The following is a 16,116-nucleotide window of genomic DNA, read 5'->3' as shown; positions in this document are numbered from 1 at the left end:
TTGTAGCTGATCGAATCATTCTCTGTCTTAAAGAATCACCCTTTAACCAGGACGTGTCTCCAAACTCGCTAACGTGCATCTTCTACTATCTTTTCGCCCCATGTTACGTCACTTTGCCTTTTCGTCCCATGCTGCGTCACTTTCCCTTGACGTGCCCCGACACGCCTGCCGAAAACTTCCGGCATGGGACGAGAATTCGGCAAAATCTGCTTCTTTAGAGGTTGAAGGCACACCCCAGAGCGTATCTTCAAACCTGCCGAAGCCAAAGCGTAACTGCACGTGCCTAGGGAGCTGAACATGGAGCAGAACCATGGAGCGGAGCGCTAACGAACTTGTGACGTCTTATTCAGCGATTTGAAGCGCCCACAGTAACCTAAGGAATCTGAAACACGCTATATTTGAATAACCAGCCATTTACAACGGGTTTGTCAGGTGATTTTGGTAAATAACGTGTCTCATGTTCCTTACAAAATATAAGGAGGGCCCGAAGGCTAAATAAGACGTCCTCGGTTCCTTAGAAAATTGTCTGGGACAATCCGCCAGGTCAGCCAGCCTAGACTTCAAGATGTTTTGGACCCCACGTCCTTCAACGTAGAGCATGCCTGACAACAACGTATCACATACCTGGGTTTGAAAGCACACCCTGATGAGGAGTATAAAGGAATGAACCTCAGCAATTTTTTACTATCAACACATAGTATATTGACTTGCAAACGTTTAAAAGAATCTTAGGCGGGTAATAACATAGCGAACCACTCAATAATATGAGGAGGGATTCACTATGCAGAAGAAAATCGTAGGTGTGTTTAATACAGAACGTGAAGCATCGCAGGCTATCGAGGGTTTGAAAGCACAAGGATTCACTTCAGATGAAATCTCCGTTGTTACACAAGATCGGGATGAACTGAAGGCAATTCGGGAAGAGACAGGTACCAAAGCCCCTGAGGGCGTGGCTGCTGGTGCAGCAACAGGTGGTGTCCTTGGTGGCGTAGCCGGTCTGCTCGCAGGTATCGGTGCACTAGCCATACCCGGCATAGGACCGATTCTGGCCGCAGGCCCTATCGCGGCAGCATTTACCGGTGCAGCTGTGGGTGCAGGAGCTGGCGGATTGGTGGGTGGACTTGTGGGTCTTGGTATTCCGGAAGAGGACGCTAAACAGTATGAGGAGTATGTACAGAATGGTAAAATCCTGCTGCTCGTAGATTCTACGGATCGGGACTCCGATGTGTACGATGTGTTCAGTGGCAACAGCCAGCTTAACCGAGACAGAGCCGAAGCAGCTCATCGCGGAGATGTGCCAGCCGAACGCCCGGATCTGGATATGGAAGAACGCAGATTGGAAGCTCAAAACAAGGCAGCGCGATTCGGTAACAATACATTCCTGTAATCTTGCCGCGAATATAATCGATATGAAATAAAACCCAATGACTTATTATCTGCAAAATGGAATGACATATATGATCCACCAGATGGTCATTAGCCGGTTTCCTTAAGGGAAGCCGGCTTTTGTCCCTGTGTTGCATATGGGTGGATGTCAATAATGTCGGATGGTGTTTTTACCCAGTCAACCAGGGAATAACAATACATATAACAGTACAGCCAAAGCGAGTCCAATCACCAGTAGCATCATGGTAAGAAACCGGATTAATCCGGTCGATGCCTGAAACGTCTGTTCATTGATTTGTGTACGTTTCCGATGATACGCTGCTGCCGAATACACAATGATGGATATGCCGCCAATCAGAGAAGTGATACCCGTAATAATCGCCGCAATATGTGCAAGCCGGTCATACGCCGACGAATTGAAGCCAAATCCGGCAGCAAGAAAGCCGATGCCCGCCATGGCAATACCGGTGCGTACCCAGGCCAGAAAAGTTCGCTCGTTAGCCAGATGTTGTTGGACATACTTGGAATCGGTAGTGGTTACGTCTTTGTCTGTTAAAGAAATGTGAATCAACCCCGTTCATTAAATATACGGCTTCATTGTACTTTGTTTTTATCGCAAAACCAAGAAAGGATGGCTGAATGTATGCCTCGCAAAGAACGAATTACAGAAATAGAGAGCTTAAGGGGAATTGCCTTTGGAGCGGTGGTTCTTCAGCATTCCATCGCACATTACTCATTAGTCCCGGAAACGAGACTGGAGGATGGCGTGTTACTGGCCATACTGCTGATGCTCTCCAAATTTGCAGTTCCTTTATTCATATTCATAACAGGTATGGTGCTGTTTTATAACACGGGAGACAAGCTGAATTACGGCAAGTTTATGAGAAAAAGAGTAAACGACGTGATCGTGCCTTATCTGATCTGGTCACTCATTTATTTTACACTTGCACCGCGGGGCTGGACCGGATTTGGATGGAATGACATCCCGGACCTAGGCCTGAAGTTGCTTACGGGCAAAACGACTTCACACTTTTGGTACATCATTATGTTGATTCAGTTTTATCTGTTATTTCCGCTCTTTTTGCGAGCCATTCGTTATGTATATAACCGATATGAGGCCAAGGGGCGCTTGATCGCATTATTGATTTCTGGTGTGGTGTATCTTGTACTTGCGGATCAATTAAGAAACATCGCCAAGTTCATGGAACGGCTGAATATCCCGGTGCTGACAGATGCTTTTACAACGTATGCAGACCGTAATTTCCTCTATTTCTTTATTTATTTTGTACTTGGTGCAGCAGCGGGGTTATCCGTCCAGCACTGGAATGAATGGATTCATCGATTGCGCTGGATATACTGGACAGTGTTTATTGTTCTGGGTCTGCGGTTTACTTATTTATTAATGCTGGAGTTTCAAAAGCCGGAGGGAATCAAAATTACGTTCTACACAGTCAGCTTGATCCGCCCTGATATGGCACTCTTTCTGATCGCTTCCATTATGGTCATGTACCAGTTGGCAGGAAAACTTCATAACCTCATGGCTACACGATTGCTGGGATGGATTGGTGGTGTATCGTATGGCGGTTATCTGATGCATATGTTGATGCTGCGGTATAGCTACATTCCGGATGAGTTGTTTTACGTTGCTATGGGTTGGAACCCTGTCGTCCGAATGATCATCACCTGGTTGTTGGCTCTTACATTATCCTGTGTAGTGACATGGCTTATCTCGCGTGTAAGCTGGGGCAAATGGATTGTGGGAGCCGTACCGAAATCTGTCCGCAATAAATGAAAACATCAACATATGAAAAATTCACAATAGATCACCACAGCCGCACAGAAGTGTACGGGAGTACGAGAGTATACGAACACAAGATACAGAGCACAGGTATTACAGCTTTTATAGCTTTTGCACAGACTTTCTTGTCATTAAAATTCGATCTCACGACACCCTGAGCCCTGAAATAAACAACTTTTGAATCAATTTCATAACTCACTAAAAATGAGTTTCTGTAACTGGATATAGACAAATTGAACCGTTTCGATCTATATCCAGCCTTGATTGAAGCAGCTAAAAGTATTATGAAATTGATTCTTTTGAATAAAAATTAAAATTTCATTACCTGAAAAATTCACAACAGAAAACCTTTTTCCGTGCTTCCCCCAGGTTAACGCGTATTCACACGATTTCTTGCTCGCCCTCCTTGAAGATGGATAAAAGGGAGGCAAAGCGGAGAAAGATGGCAGAACCCGAACATAAGTTTTATAATACTAGATATATAGGTTCTGACAGGAGGGGAATGAACGTGGCTTTTATGATTGCACAGCGGGCATTTATCAAGCTGTATCTGATTACGATGGTTGAACAGCACAGGGGGTATGGTTACGAGATGCTGGAGGCGATGAAGCAGGAATTCAAAGACTACGGTTATGTACCACCCCAGAGCGAGGTATATCGGGCACTGCATGAATTGGTACAGCAAGGTGTTTTTTATCGCACGAAGAAGCTGAAGGGCAATGATCCAAAGGTCGATTTTCAGGAAATCGTTTTATATCATTTTACGGATGATGGTGCGGAAAAAGCTGAGTTATACAAGAAACAGGTCAAAACGGATCTGGATCGTTGTCTCGGCATGTTACACAAGGCAGAAGAGGACAATTACGGTACGAAAGGAAGATGAGCATGAACAGACAGTTACAGTGGGGTGTACTCGGTACGTCAACCATTGCCAAAAATGCAGTCATTCCGGCGATCCAGCAGTCTGAACGTGGTGAGGTGTTGGCAATTGCCAGCCGCAGCAAAGAAAAGGCAGAAACCCTTGCCGAAGAACTCGGCATTGCCAGATCGTATGGCAGTTATGAAGAGCTCATCGCTGATCCGGACATTGAAGCCGTCTATATTCCTTTGCCTAACCATATGCACAAAGAATGGACCATCAAAGCGGCACAGGCTGGCAAACACGTGTTGTGTGAGAAACCGGCTGCCTTGAATGCAGATGAATCGGCAGAAATGATCGAGGTATGTCATCAGCATGGTGTTCTTTTTGCAGAAGCGATTATGTATCGATATCATCCCAAGCACAGACGTGTGCAAGAGATTATAGCTAGTGGAGAGATTGGCATCGTCAGAGCCATCCATGGTAACTTTACCTGTAATACCGCTGATGACAAGGAAAATGTAAGGTTCAAAAGAGAGATGGGCGGCGGATCATTATTCGATCTTGGCGTGTATCCGATCTCGGCAGCCCGGATGTATCTGGGACAGGAACCGGAAGCGGTGACAGTTCACGCTCTATTCTCGGACGAGCATGATGGCGTGGATATGATGGCGTCGGGACTGGTAGAATTTCCGAATTCGGTAGCTTTAACTTTTGACTGTGGCATGTGGGCTTCAGGTCGAGCGGAGATGGAGATTCTCGGGACGGAAGGGCGGATTGAACTACCAAAAGTGTTTGGCTGGGAGAACAGTGATATTCCACCTCAGATTATTGTGCACACCGATTCGGTCAGCCGTGAGGAACGTGTATCCGTGTCGAATTCCTATGTGCTTCAGGTGGAGACGTTTGCAACGGCTGTGCTTGAAGGAGAGGCCTTACCTTTCAGTCCGGAAAATACCATTCAAAACATGCGCGTTATTGATGCGTGCCTGGAATCGGCTCGAACTCGTCAACGTGTGAAATTGATCGGTTAGATTAGGTCAGGTCAGTTTAAACATAGTAGTAAATGCAGACTCCATCTTCAGGGATGAGAGTCTTTTTTCTGTCTTAAAATGTTACCATTATAATATTTTACAAATTCAACGTCTTTATTTGATATTTCTACCAAAATGATGTGATATAAATAGTCATGAGATGACTTGTTTACTATAATCTAGCAGAACATACAACTAGACCGTTACAGCTTACAGTTATGCATATCGTGACAACGTTCATCTACTTTGAGGGATCGGGAGGCCGGATTGATGAAAAAATTGATATCCACCGCATTACTGGCATTGTTGTTAACGTTTGTTTTCCTCACAGGTTCACAGTTCACTCCAGTCGCACAGCAGAAGGCATCTGCTGCAACATGTACCATCATCAATACGTTTACAGGTGTAGCAAATTATTTGAGTGCAAATGGAACGTTGCCATGTAACTTTATTACCAAATCACAGGCAACAGGACTTGGCTGGGTAGCGTCAAAAGGAAACTTGGCTGTAGTTGCTCCTGGGAAAAGCATCGGTGGGGATACATTTGGCAATCGGGAGGGTCTGCTGCCTTCGGCCAGCGGACGTACATGGCGCGAAGCGGATATTAACTATACTTCCGGCTTCCGTAATTCGGATCGGATTGTGTACTCCAATGATGGACTCATCTACAAAACGACAGATCACTATGCATCATTTACACGTTTGAAATAGAGGAAGGAGCAGCCATGAATACCGTGATTCTGGATGGAGAAGACTTTGCGAGTAGCGCTGAACTTCATCAACAAATAAAGGACAAGCTGAAGCTACCGGATTTTTATGGCGGTAATCTTGATGCATTGTGGGATTGTCTGACGGGTACGATTGAACTTCCACTTGAGCTAAAATGGACCAACTACAAAATCAGCGAAGAACGACTGGGGAATGAAGCAGTCCGGGTACGTGATTTGATGTTGGAGGTACAGGCTGAACAGTCTGGATTTCAATTGCGTGTTGAGAAGTAGTCAGCCAATAAAGGCAGTTCAAATACAATATGTCCAGCCGAGCAGACCACTTGTGGTCTGTTTTTTTTGTATTATAGGAGGTTGTTCAAAAAGGTTGTCCCAAAAGTCTTTGTGTTGATTACGAATCATCTGAAAGAAGAACGAGATTTTACTTTTTTTCCTTGCCGTTAAAATTATTTTCACGGAGGTATTGATTTCTGCATAACTTACGTTAAAATAAAATTAACATGAAAAATATTTTAACGTTGAGGAGTGAAAAGGGATGAGCGATAACACAGTAGTTGGCAAGCAAGGTATGGGTGAGTTAATACGAATCAGACCGTACATGCAATTTATGCTTAGTAAAGTTGTATCCAGATTTGGTGATTCGATTGACTCGATTGCCTACAGTTGGATGGTATACATTCTAACCGGTTCGAAAGTGCTGATGGGTACGTTGCTGGCGGTAAATTTTTTGCCCAATATCCTTCTGGGTCTGTTCGCCGGGGCTTTGGTTGATCGCATGTCTCCCAAAAAAGTGATTGTGATTACGAATACGGGTCGCGGGTTGTTGGTGGGTATTACAGCTCTGCTGTTTGGATTGGGCCAACTTGAAGTCTGGCATCTGTTTGTCATTACAATTCTGATTTCTTTGCTGGAATGTTTCACTACTCCTGCGGAAGTGTCCAGTGTCCCCCGATTGCTTCCCCAATCGATGCTGCTTTCGGGTAATGCGATGTCCTCTTCCGCAACCAGAGTGGCCGAACTCGCAGGACTTGCAGTGGCTGGTGCCCTTATTGCTACAATAGGCATTGCCTGGACGATCTTGATTGATGCGGGGTTGTTTGCGTTAAGTGCTTTAATGATGAGCCGAGTAGGCTACCCTGAAGTCTCAACATCTGCTAACAATGAAGATGAAACATTAACTGAAATGAATTCTCTTTCATCCGACAAAAGTAGTATATTCTCCGAAATGGCGGAAGCTTTTCATTTTCTCCGTAAACATGCCTTATTGTTAATTGTCTCCATCCTGTTTGCCTTCGTTAATTTCTGCCTGATGCCGTTTAATGTTCTTCGTACACCCTATGTCATTGAAACGTTGCATGCTGGCGCTGGGGGATTAAGTCTGCTTAGTGGGCTGATGGTGGGAGGTATGTTGCTCAGTGGTGTATGGTTGACACAAAGGGGAGCGAATTATCGTAAAAGTGTGCTGGTCATCAGCGGTATTGTCATGTTGGGTCTCAGTTATGCGATGACGGCACTACCCGCTTATATGACTTCCTTCCAACTGCCGGTTGCAGCGGCCTTTTGTCTACTGATGGGTATGGGGATTCCGCTGGCTACAACACCGCTGGCCACCTATCTTATGGAAGTGACCCCTTCGGAGATGCTGGGTAGAGTTTATGCCCTTCAGAGTATGCTCGTCTTGAGTGTTGCACCACTTGGCAGTCTGGTTTCGGGAGCACTTGCAGATTGGATGACCATGCCTGTTCTTTTTATCGTTTTCGGTATTATGCTTGCCATGTCAGCAGGTATGCTGTTATTTAGCAAAAGTTTTCGAAGTGCCCTGTGAAGATATTCAGAAGTGATCATTAGCCAATTTTCTGTATCAAGTCATTTCTCGCTCGTTTTGACCGAAGTCCTGACGCAACGGTATAATAGAGATATCGATGGACAACAGGTACCCCGGAAATGAGGATACAGGGATGGAGCACAAGGTTCTTTCAACAATTGAAGAAATTAAAATCTACTCCGATCCGTATCGGATACAGATTATGAATATGTTTAACAAGCAGGGCAGACCATCCACTGTTAAAGAGATCGCCGACCAGATGGGTGAGGTGCCAGCCAAAGTTCACTATCATGTAAAAAAGCTGGAGAAAATTGGTCTGCTGACCATCGTTTCCACACGTGAGATTAATGGGATTATCGCAAAATACTACGAACCATTCACCGGAGAGATCCATCTCCGTCACGAAGATGAAGACAAGGAAAACTCTCCATTGAAACAGGTGTTTCGGTCCGAGACGCTCAAATTATTAAATGAAATGTTCGAACAGAGTCGTCAGCGATTCATGCATCAGGCGGAAAACGAAGATCGGATGTTTCTCTCGGACATCACGCTGTATGCAACCCGTGAGGAAGTAGAGCAGCTGTATAAAAACATCATAAAACTCTGTGAACCCTATACTACAAAAGAGAATCGACAAGGGGAACATGAGGTCTTTCAGTTATTCTCTGCTCTCTCTAAACCTATAGTGAAAATACCTGCTTCTAAGACAGATGCAAAAGAGAAAAAGAAAGCTACGTCCAGTATGGGTAAAGCAACTCCGAAAACGTCTCGATCTGTGTCTAAGCGGCAGGAATCTGCATCATCTGGTAGTGAGTCGGAAGAATAAATGGATGGAATACATGGGTTTAGCGTTATCGCAGGAAGCAAGTAACGGCAAATGTGAGAGACTGCTATGGAGAAAACTAGAAAAAGCCGCCCAATGGCGGCTTTTTAATGCGTGATAAGGAAGGCTAATGGTGGAGCGGTCTATGGAATCAATCAATTTTGACGCTTAACGTTTCGGTTCATAACAAAGTTACATGTTCTCATCGTAGCCCTTCACATCACGTTTAGCTGCGGTTGCGGGGGAGTTGGATGTACCATATTCTTCGACCGCTTCCCAGGCATCTGCGTTGTCGAACTTGCCGGCCCGCTGCTGTCTTCCTTCTCCAGCACCACTCGGAGGCATGGTCATTACCTCTTCTTCAACGGGCCGATCGTTGCTGATCTCCCGGTTAGGCGTGTCGTCAATACAGTAAGCGGTATAAGGGATAGCCTCAAGTCGTTCGAAGGGAATATCTTCTCCGCACGTTACACAGGTTCCATATGTACCTTGCTCCATACGTTCCAATGCGTCGTTCACTTGATTGAATTCGTCTGTTAATGTATCGTCAATCGCCAGATCACGGCTACGTTCAAATGTTTCCGTACCGGCATCTGCCGGATGATTATCATAGGAGGACAGCTCACCGGTTGAATCTTTCAGCGACTCGACTGGAGCACCGTCTTCCATGCTGGATTCAAAATGACGCTGCAAGTTTTCACGTTGCTCCAAAAGGGCGTTTTTCAGTATTTGATGTTGATCTTTAGTTAATGTACTCATAAGGACATGCTCCTTTCCCGTTGTGGGGTGTAGTGTGTCTTTACCCGAATTGGAAGAAAAGCAATCATTTTGGTGAGGAATAGGGCTGTATCGTTTTATATCTGACGGATTATGTGTTATAAAAAATAGAGAGAGAAATTGCCGTGTGTTCTTCCCAAGAAATAGAACTACGGCTTGGCTTATAATGGAGGTTGTCAATATGGATGAACATATGAAACGAAGATTGGATAAACAAAGACAATTGTTCAAACAATTGGGTGTGCAGCTAGATGCGTTATCGATTCATGAAAAACAATTTAATTATAAACTTCGTGGTTATGATCCGGATGAGGTAGATGCTTATCTTGATCTGGTCATCAAAGATTACGAACGTTTCTATGCCAATATTGCAGATCTGATGGACAAATGGCAAGAACAGCAGTTAACGATCCGCGATCTCAAGTCGTCCGCGAAACCGGTGGAAGATCCAACCAAGATTGATCGCAAACAACTGGATGATATTGTGAAACAACTGGAATACAGTGTGCGACAGCTCAAGATCAGAGCACGTCCCGAAAAGGATCTGTTCTCTGAATAACGTCAGCATGTCCTGGATTATATTAAATAAAGGTGGTTAATCATGAGTACTCATTTTTCGGTCAGTGTGCATTGTTTGTTGTTATTGTCACTCAGCGCGCCTGAACGAATCACGTCTGCACATATTGCAGGTAGCGTGAATACCAACCCTGTCGTCGTTAGACGTATTCTGGGCGGGCTGAAAAAGGCAGGATTGGTGAACTCCTCTCCTGGAACAAGAGGTTTTTACTTAGCGAAGCCATCAAGTGAAATCACATTAGCCATGATCTATCAGGCTGCCAAGGACGAAGGTCCATTGTTCCCGATTCACGGCAATTGTAACCCGGATTGTGAAGTGGGCTTGCATATAGACAGCTTGCTGACCAATCTGTATCAGGTTGCCGAGGCGAAGGTGGAGCAGTTCTTTGCATCCATTACACTCGAAGATATGGAACGTTCATGTACTCAGATGCAAGCTGTTCCATCGCAGACAGAATAGATTGTAATAAGACGAAGGAAAGGTGGGTTGTTATATGAAAATTGTAGTAATCTCCGACACACATTTATCACGTAAATCACGGAAGTTACCGACTAGGCTCCTGGATGTATTGCCGAGTGCCGATCTCATTCTTCATGCCGGTGACTGGTCGGATTGGAGTGTGTACCCATTGCTTAGTGAGTATGCACCAGTTGAAGGGGTAGCGGGTAATACAGACCCGTCCGAAATCGCTGAAAAACTGGGATATTCCCGTATTGTTGAAGTGGAAGGGCTTCGTCTGGGGCTAGTGCACGGTCATCTGGGATCAAAGGGTACGGAGCAGAATGCAATTCATACGTTTGCAGGCCAGCATGTGGATGCTGTGATCTATGGACACTCACATATCCCGGTGATGCATACCGTGGACAACACGCTGGTATTTAATCCCGGGTCGCCTACGGATCGGCGTTTTCAGAAACAATACTCATTTGGCATCATGACAATAGAACAGGGGAAAATACAGGCTGAACACGTTTTCTTTGATCGGGATTAGAGAGATATGCGCTGGTTGCAAGTTGGACGAGTGCAAGAACCAGAACCAGCTACTGAAGTCTCGAATGGATAACGGACAGGGAACCTTTTCCTTAAATTTCATCTTATATATATGATTATTGTACAAGGCATCTTTGAGCAGATTTAAAATCTGTTCCAGGGATGTCTTTTTTGATTTTTGATCACATCATTCTCTTGGAAGTTATCTCTGAATGGGGAATGTGCTCTGTTCGTTATCTGTCATTCATCTGTTGGCGTTTTCCCCTATGGTGACGTTCAGTGGAGTGATACAATGCCTTTACGACATGAAATGAATACGTTTACATAAGGAGATGGATCATGATGAAACTGTCTGTATTCACGGTGGCTACCCCTGATCTGAATGCAGAAGAACTGGCATCGGCTGCGGCAGCAGCGGGAATTGATGGAATTGAGTGGAGATTCCGTGGAATTCCTGAAGATGCTATGTCTGAAGAGCCTTCTTACTGGAGAAATAATCGATGCTCCGTAGATCCGAGCCGCTGGGAGGAACAGGTTCCTGCTTTTCGTAAAGCAGCGATAGGGCAAGGAAGGAAATCCACCGCACTTGTACCGTATCTGAATTGTGGAGATCTGCCTGCCACCGAGCAGGCGTTTCAGGCTGCGGCTGGATTGGGAGCATCTATGATGCGTGTAGGTGTTCCTGGATATGATCGCAAGACCAGTTATCCTGAGTTGTATCGTAAAGCCGTTGATTACCTGAGTGAAGTACAGGATTTGGCCAAACAGTACAACATCAAGGCGATTGTAGAGACACATCACCAGACGATTGCACCGACGGCATCGCTGGCCTATCGGCTTGTGCAATCGCTCGACCCGCAGCATGTTGGTGTATTGTACGATCCAGGCAATATGGTACATGAAGGATATGAGAATCATCGAATGGGACTTGAGTTGCTGGGCCCTTATCTGGCTCATGTACATGTAAAAAATGCCGGGTGGTTTGAAGCAGAAGGGAAAGATTCGCAAAAGGCTAATGTGACTGAGAAGAGCAGCGGAGTGGCTCTGAATACAGCCTGGAAATGTCACTGGACGCCGCTGACTGAAGGTATGGTTGATTGGGTACAGATGGTGCGGGATCTTCGTGCCGTCGGGTATGACGGATACTACGGAATAGAGGATTTTAGTGGTGCCTTGGAATCCAAGGCGATGTTACAGCATTTTGCAGACGTTTTCGCCGAAATTGAGCGTCGTGTGGACGAGGAGGAGCAGTCATGAGTATCGTACGAGTAGCGGTGATTGGTATAGGAAACATGGGAGCAGCACATGCCAGAACGTTGGTGGCTGGAGAAGTACCCGGTGCAGAGCTGGTCGCCGTATGTGATGTAAGAAGAGAGATGGAGAGCTGGGTATCCAGTCACCTTCCAGCAACGGTCACCTATTGGCAGGATGCTGAGCAGATGATGGCTTCGGGTACGATTGATGCAGTCATTATTGCAACGCCGCATTATGATCATCCGGAACAAGCCATTCAGGCTTTCCAGCATGGCTTGCATGTCATGATCGAGAAGCCGGCCGGTGTATATACGAAACAGGTACGCAAGATGAATGAAGCGGCCGCAGCCAGCGGTAAAGTCTTTTCCATGATGTACAACCAGCGGACCAATCCACTCTATATTAAACTGAGAGACTTGATTGCTTCAGGGGAACTGGGAGAGGTACGGCGTACCAACTGGATTATTACGAACTGGTATCGATCCCAAAGTTACTATGATTCCGGCGGCTGGCGGGCAACATGGGCAGGTGAAGGGGGCGGTGTACTGATTAACCAGGACCCGCATCAACTGGATCTGTGGCAGTGGACCATTGGCATGATGCCGGTGCGAATGCGTGCTTTCTGTTCGTTTGGCAAGTATCGGAACATTGAAGTGGAAGATGATGTAACAGCTTATGTGGAGTATGAAAATGGAGCAACGGGTGTCTTCGTAACGACTACTGGAGAAGCACCGGGTACCAATCGATTCGAGGTCAACGGAGACCGGGGTAAAATCGTGATCGAAGATGGAAAACTTACGTTCTGGCGACTTCGGGAATCTGAGCCTGAATTCAATCAGCGGTTTACCGGAGGTTTTGGACAGCCAGAATGCTGGAAATGCGAGATTCCGATTACAGGTGTGGAAACGGGTCACCCGGGTCTGATTCGTAACTGGGTTGATGCGATTCGTACAGGCGTACCACTTATTGCTCCCGGTGAGGATGGTATACACGGATTGACGTTATCGAACGCTATGTTGCTGTCCACCTGGACGGATAACTGGGTGGATCTGCCGATCGATGAGGATCTGTTCTATGAGCATCTGCAGGAACGCATTGCTGGATCAACGACGAAGAAAGACAAGGCATTCAGTGGCAGTCAACCTGCTGATTTGAGTCAGACGTTTAAATGAAGACGATTTGTTATGTAAGACGAGTTCATTGTAATCAACATTTTATAAAAAGGATGGGATGACATGGCTAAAGACGGGATGTTTTATGCACCAAAAAGTGTTACAAAAGAGGTCGTATGTGGTCCGGGTGAGTTCACGATTGCTGCTGTTGCGCTGGATCATGGACACATCTACGGCATGGTTGGGGCATTGTTGGAGGCTGGAGCTACTCTCAAGTGGGTGTATGATCCGGACCCGGCGAAGGTAGAGGCATTTAGGAAGCAGTTCCCACAGGCTCAAGTTGCTGGATCTGAAGCCGAAGTGCTTGCAGATGATGAGGTGTTATTGGTGGCAAGTGCAGCGATCACTTCAGATCGTGCGCCGCTTGGCATGAGAGTTCTGGCCGCAGGCAAGGATTATTTTACAGACAAAGCCCCATTTACCACGCTGGAGCAATTAAAGCTTGCACGAGAAGAAGTGAAGCGGACAGGCAAGAAGTATATGGTGTATTACAGTGAACGACTGCATGTAGAAAGTGCGATCTATGCGGGGCAACTCATTGAACAGGGGGCAATCGGCAAAGTAGTGCAAGTTATGGGTACAGGCCCGCATCGCTTAAATGCCGGAGGAAGACCCGACTGGTTCTTCAAGCATGAGCAGTATGGCGGCATTCTCTGTGATATCGGGAGTCATCAGATCGAACAATTTCTGACGTTTGCTTCATGTACGGACGCTGAGGTAGGGTTCAGTCGTGTGCATAACTTCAATCACCCACAGTTCCCGGAACTGGAAGACTTCGGCGAAGCTTCTCTGATCGGGGACAACGGAGCGTCCGGTTACTTCCGAGTGGACTGGTTCACACCGGATGGTCTGGGCACATGGGGGGATGGGCGTACAGTTATTCTTGGAACGGACGGTTATATCGAGCTGCGGAAGTATATCGACATCGCAAGGGAACCTCAGGGGGATCAGGTGTACCTGGTCAATCATGAAGGGGAGTACCGCTACAATGTAAAAGGCAAGGTAGGTTACCCGTTCTTCGGCCAACTCATTCGCGATTGTCTGGATCGCACCGAGACAGCCATGACACAGGAACATGCATTCAAAGCCGCAGAACTCTGTCTGATTGCACAACATAAAGCGATGAGCGAGCGCGTGGTGTGGAGTAGCGGAGCGAAGTAAATGTTTTGTGTGGAGGATCGCAAGGGGAGAAAAGTTTGATCACTGAAGGTTATCGGCGATTCTTCTATTGTTGAGTGAGGAAAGAGCAGCCCAGGTGTTAAACTGTATCCAACGTGTTAGTTATGGCTAACATATAGGACAGTTCACTCGGGCTGCTTTTTTGAGTACTTTCGTGACTTCGCAGATGGATTATTATGGGTTATATTATATGTAGTTCGGATATTCGTTAAAAAGAGAGGTGTTTACGAAGTTCGTATATATGATGTTAGATGAAGTTCCTGCGAAATAAGAAAAAGGAGGAAATAAAATGCACTGGATTATTTTTGATGATTATTTAAGAGATTCTATTAGATCAAGTACTTATGTAAGATTTCTCAGATGGTATGTTTGGGTTGTTTTTTCTTTCATACTAATGTTGGTGATAGGTTCAATATTTATTTCTATATTTTATAGTTATGAATGGGTTCAATGGTTAGCATATTTATTTGGAAGCGGTGGTGGGTTTTATTTTGGTTATGAATTAAGAAAGGTTGTAAGATCTCATGTTGGAACTTATGAAGATGTTTATGATCATAACATTATAACATTGAGACAAATCCTCACTACAAGGAATGTTCATAGTAGTGATAAAATAGATCTTTTAGTTTCACAAATTGATGAGGTATTACCACAGCTTAAGTCTAGTGAGAAGATTTTAAAATCGATATACACTATATCCACTATACTACTCATTCCAATAATGACAATATTAATTAAGTGGTTATTAGACACATATTCATCAGATGGTGTATTTATTGTGCTCCAGCTCGTGGCTATTGCAGTAATGGTCTTTAGTTTAAATTTTATGATTCAACCCCTAGTGGAACAAGTAATGGATCTATCGTATAGGAGAATGAAAAATCTCAAACAAATGATGCTTGATGTTAAACTAATTGACTTTGTTAGCTGAACAAGGATGACAGGAACATCATCTAACATTACATTCCTGCATCGTCCCATACGCTCCTCGGTCGCCAGAAGAATATTGTGAAACTGATTCATGCGACACATTCAACCGGCTAAGTCTAACGACTTGGCACTTAGTGCCTTAAGCCGCTTGAACATCAGGAATGAGCGGACGTTATAGGAAATCCATGCGAAGTTAATTCAGGAGGGACTAAAGAAGATGAACAAGAAACTATTAGAGCAGTTTGAACATTTCAATAAATTTGTAAAATCAATTGATGATGTGACTTGGCAAAAGTCGATTGCTCCTGGAAAGTGGACGGTGAAGGAAGTCGTGACCCATCTATGGAATTGGGATACATATACTTTAAATACAATGCTCCCACACATAAAAGACCAAGTGAAACTCCCAGGATTCGTCGATCATGATACCCATAACTTAAAAGCAATAGAGAAGGCTAAAGAATTTACAGACAGAGAAAGTATGATTAAAACCTTTATTGAAACTCGAACCCATTTAGTCAACCAATTCCGTGAGGTAGATCATTCAGAAATTCACTTTTTTATAGGCAATGATAAACGACCTTATACCTATGAAAGATATCTAAAAATATTCGTACACCATGATGAACATCATAAGAAACAAATCGAAAACCTATTAGCGTGATTCAGAGAAGACATGGACATCCTATAACATCATATTCACGCTGCGGACATTCGTCCTGGGTCCGGCATACGCCGGACACTCGACATGCGTCGAGTCGTGAATACAGGAACGTTATACGAC

At 45.1% G+C, this 16,116-nt stretch carries 18 protein-coding genes; 16 read left to right on the top strand and 2 right to left on the bottom strand.

What is annotated here, in order from left to right; translation table 11 throughout:
* Window positions 1–781 precede the first annotated feature (781 nt).
* On the top strand, window positions 782–1,387 hold the full coding sequence (locus tag C170_RS10310) for a general stress protein (protein ID WP_017689064.1): 606 nt from the start codon (window positions 782–784) through the stop codon (window positions 1,385–1,387).
* 177 nt (window positions 1,388–1,564) lie between these two features.
* Here C170_RS10310 and C170_RS10305 read toward each other — a convergent pair whose 3' ends face one another.
* On the bottom strand, window positions 1,565–1,957 hold the full coding sequence (locus tag C170_RS10305) for a YidH family protein (RefSeq protein ID WP_235200748.1): 393 nt from the start codon (window positions 1,955–1,957) through the stop codon (window positions 1,565–1,567).
* Window positions 1,958–2,029: 72 nt separating this feature from the next.
* Here C170_RS10305 and C170_RS10300 point away from each other — a divergent pair, with 72 nt between their 5' ends.
* The 7 genes from C170_RS10300 to C170_RS10270 all read left to right on the top strand — a co-directional run bounded on the left by C170_RS10300 (window position 2,030) and on the right by C170_RS10270 (window position 8,456).
* A complete protein-coding gene (locus C170_RS10300; RefSeq protein ID WP_036609190.1) occupies window positions 2,030–3,178 on the top strand; it encodes an acyltransferase in 1,149 nt (382 codons plus the stop codon).
* A 514-nt stretch (window positions 3,179–3,692) separates the two neighbouring features.
* Window positions 3,693–4,067, top strand: a complete 375-nt coding sequence (locus C170_RS10295) for a helix-turn-helix transcriptional regulator (RefSeq protein WP_036609188.1) — start codon at window positions 3,693–3,695, stop codon at window positions 4,065–4,067.
* Window positions 4,068–4,069: 2 nt separating this feature from the next.
* Window positions 4,070–5,077, top strand: a complete 1,008-nt coding sequence (locus C170_RS10290) for a Gfo/Idh/MocA family protein (RefSeq protein ID WP_036609186.1) — start codon at window positions 4,070–4,072, stop codon at window positions 5,075–5,077.
* A gap of 270 nt (window positions 5,078–5,347) precedes the next feature.
* Window positions 5,348–5,788, top strand: a complete 441-nt coding sequence (locus C170_RS10285) for a ribonuclease (protein WP_036609184.1) — start codon at window positions 5,348–5,350, stop codon at window positions 5,786–5,788.
* A 14-nt stretch (window positions 5,789–5,802) separates the two neighbouring features.
* Window positions 5,803–6,078 carry a barstar family protein gene (locus C170_RS10280; protein WP_036609182.1) on the top strand — a complete coding sequence of 92 codons (276 nt, stop codon included), beginning with the start codon at window positions 5,803–5,805 and terminating at the stop codon, window positions 6,076–6,078.
* Window positions 6,079–6,340: 262 nt separating this feature from the next.
* On the top strand, window positions 6,341–7,630 hold the full coding sequence (locus tag C170_RS10275; protein WP_036609180.1) for an MFS transporter: 1,290 nt from the start codon (window positions 6,341–6,343) through the stop codon (window positions 7,628–7,630).
* Between the two features lie 133 nt (window positions 7,631–7,763).
* Window positions 7,764–8,456, top strand: a complete 693-nt coding sequence (locus tag C170_RS10270) for an ArsR/SmtB family transcription factor (protein WP_036609178.1) — start codon at window positions 7,764–7,766, stop codon at window positions 8,454–8,456.
* Between the two features lie 189 nt (window positions 8,457–8,645).
* On the opposite strand, the gene C170_RS10265 is transcribed toward C170_RS10270, so the two are convergent.
* Window positions 8,646–9,212, bottom strand: coding sequence for a TraR/DksA C4-type zinc finger protein (locus tag C170_RS10265; protein ID WP_036609176.1), 567 nt, complete (start codon window positions 9,210–9,212; stop codon window positions 8,646–8,648).
* A 199-nt stretch (window positions 9,213–9,411) separates the two neighbouring features.
* Between C170_RS10265 and C170_RS10260 the strand changes: the two genes are divergently transcribed.
* The 8 genes from C170_RS10260 (at window position 9,412) to C170_RS10225 (ending at window position 15,996) form a co-directional block, all read left to right on the top strand.
* Complete coding sequence (locus C170_RS10260; RefSeq protein ID WP_017689054.1) at window positions 9,412–9,789, top strand: DivIVA domain-containing protein; 378 nt, start codon at window positions 9,412–9,414, stop codon at window positions 9,787–9,789.
* A gap of 42 nt (window positions 9,790–9,831) precedes the next feature.
* Complete coding sequence (locus tag C170_RS10255; RefSeq protein ID WP_017689053.1) at window positions 9,832–10,266, top strand: Rrf2 family transcriptional regulator; 435 nt, start codon at window positions 9,832–9,834, stop codon at window positions 10,264–10,266.
* 34 nt (window positions 10,267–10,300) lie between these two features.
* Window positions 10,301–10,798 carry a metallophosphoesterase family protein gene (locus tag C170_RS10250; protein WP_036609174.1) on the top strand — a complete coding sequence of 166 codons (498 nt, stop codon included), beginning with the start codon at window positions 10,301–10,303 and terminating at the stop codon, window positions 10,796–10,798.
* A 341-nt stretch (window positions 10,799–11,139) separates the two neighbouring features.
* Window positions 11,140–12,054, top strand: coding sequence for a sugar phosphate isomerase/epimerase family protein (locus C170_RS10245; RefSeq protein ID WP_036609425.1), 915 nt, complete (start codon window positions 11,140–11,142; stop codon window positions 12,052–12,054).
* Window positions 12,051–13,223, top strand: coding sequence for a Gfo/Idh/MocA family protein (locus C170_RS10240; protein WP_036609172.1), 1,173 nt, complete (start codon window positions 12,051–12,053; stop codon window positions 13,221–13,223). Before C170_RS10245 ends, C170_RS10240 begins: the two co-directional genes overlap by 4 nt.
* 63 nt (window positions 13,224–13,286) lie before the next feature.
* Complete coding sequence (locus C170_RS10235; RefSeq protein ID WP_036609170.1) at window positions 13,287–14,384, top strand: Gfo/Idh/MocA family protein; 1,098 nt, start codon at window positions 13,287–13,289, stop codon at window positions 14,382–14,384.
* 307 nt (window positions 14,385–14,691) lie between these two features.
* The gene (locus tag C170_RS10230; RefSeq protein WP_036609167.1) at window positions 14,692–15,333 is read left to right on the top strand and encodes a hypothetical protein; all 642 of its coding nucleotides are present in this window, start codon (window positions 14,692–14,694) and stop codon (window positions 15,331–15,333) included.
* Between the two features lie 216 nt (window positions 15,334–15,549).
* Entirely contained in the window at window positions 15,550–15,996 is a 447-nt protein-coding gene (locus C170_RS10225) for a DinB family protein (protein ID WP_051447118.1), read from the top strand.
* Window positions 15,997–16,116 lie beyond the last annotated feature (120 nt).

The sequence above is a fragment of the Paenibacillus sp. FSL H7-689 genome (assembly GCF_000517905.1).
Lineage (GTDB): Bacteria > Bacillota > Bacilli > Paenibacillales > Paenibacillaceae > Paenibacillus > Paenibacillus amylolyticus.
The sequence above is the reverse complement of the archived record's forward strand: the minus strand, read 5'-3'. Positions and strand labels throughout refer to the sequence as shown.

What these genes read in the sequence shown, in the direction of transcription:
- C170_RS10235 (WP_036609170.1), top strand. Translation starts at nt 13,287, where the DNA reads ATGGCTAAAGACGGGATGTTTTATGCACCAAAAAGTGTTACAAAAGAG.
- C170_RS10265 (WP_036609176.1), bottom strand. Translation starts at nt 9,212, where the DNA reads ATGAGTACATTAACTAAAGATCAACATCAAATACTGAAAAACGCCCTT.
- C170_RS10240 (WP_036609172.1), top strand. Translation starts at nt 12,051, where the DNA reads ATGAGTATCGTACGAGTAGCGGTGATTGGTATAGGAAACATGGGAGCA.
- C170_RS10270 (WP_036609178.1), top strand. Translation starts at nt 7,764, where the DNA reads ATGGAGCACAAGGTTCTTTCAACAATTGAAGAAATTAAAATCTACTCC.
- C170_RS10310 (WP_017689064.1), top strand. Translation starts at nt 782, where the DNA reads ATGCAGAAGAAAATCGTAGGTGTGTTTAATACAGAACGTGAAGCATCG.
- C170_RS10300 (WP_036609190.1), top strand. Translation starts at nt 2,030, where the DNA reads ATGCCTCGCAAAGAACGAATTACAGAAATAGAGAGCTTAAGGGGAATT.
- C170_RS10260 (WP_017689054.1), top strand. Translation starts at nt 9,412, where the DNA reads ATGGATGAACATATGAAACGAAGATTGGATAAACAAAGACAATTGTTC.
- C170_RS10280 (WP_036609182.1), top strand. Translation starts at nt 5,803, where the DNA reads ATGAATACCGTGATTCTGGATGGAGAAGACTTTGCGAGTAGCGCTGAA.
- C170_RS10255 (WP_017689053.1), top strand. Translation starts at nt 9,832, where the DNA reads ATGAGTACTCATTTTTCGGTCAGTGTGCATTGTTTGTTGTTATTGTCA.
- C170_RS10230 (WP_036609167.1), top strand. Translation starts at nt 14,692, where the DNA reads ATGCACTGGATTATTTTTGATGATTATTTAAGAGATTCTATTAGATCA.
- C170_RS10245 (WP_036609425.1), top strand. Translation starts at nt 11,140, where the DNA reads ATGAAACTGTCTGTATTCACGGTGGCTACCCCTGATCTGAATGCAGAA.
- C170_RS10275 (WP_036609180.1), top strand. Translation starts at nt 6,341, where the DNA reads ATGAGCGATAACACAGTAGTTGGCAAGCAAGGTATGGGTGAGTTAATA.
- C170_RS10225 (WP_051447118.1), top strand. Translation starts at nt 15,550, where the DNA reads ATGAACAAGAAACTATTAGAGCAGTTTGAACATTTCAATAAATTTGTA.
- C170_RS10290 (WP_036609186.1), top strand. Translation starts at nt 4,070, where the DNA reads ATGAACAGACAGTTACAGTGGGGTGTACTCGGTACGTCAACCATTGCC.
- C170_RS10285 (WP_036609184.1), top strand. Translation starts at nt 5,348, where the DNA reads ATGAAAAAATTGATATCCACCGCATTACTGGCATTGTTGTTAACGTTT.
- C170_RS10250 (WP_036609174.1), top strand. Translation starts at nt 10,301, where the DNA reads ATGAAAATTGTAGTAATCTCCGACACACATTTATCACGTAAATCACGG.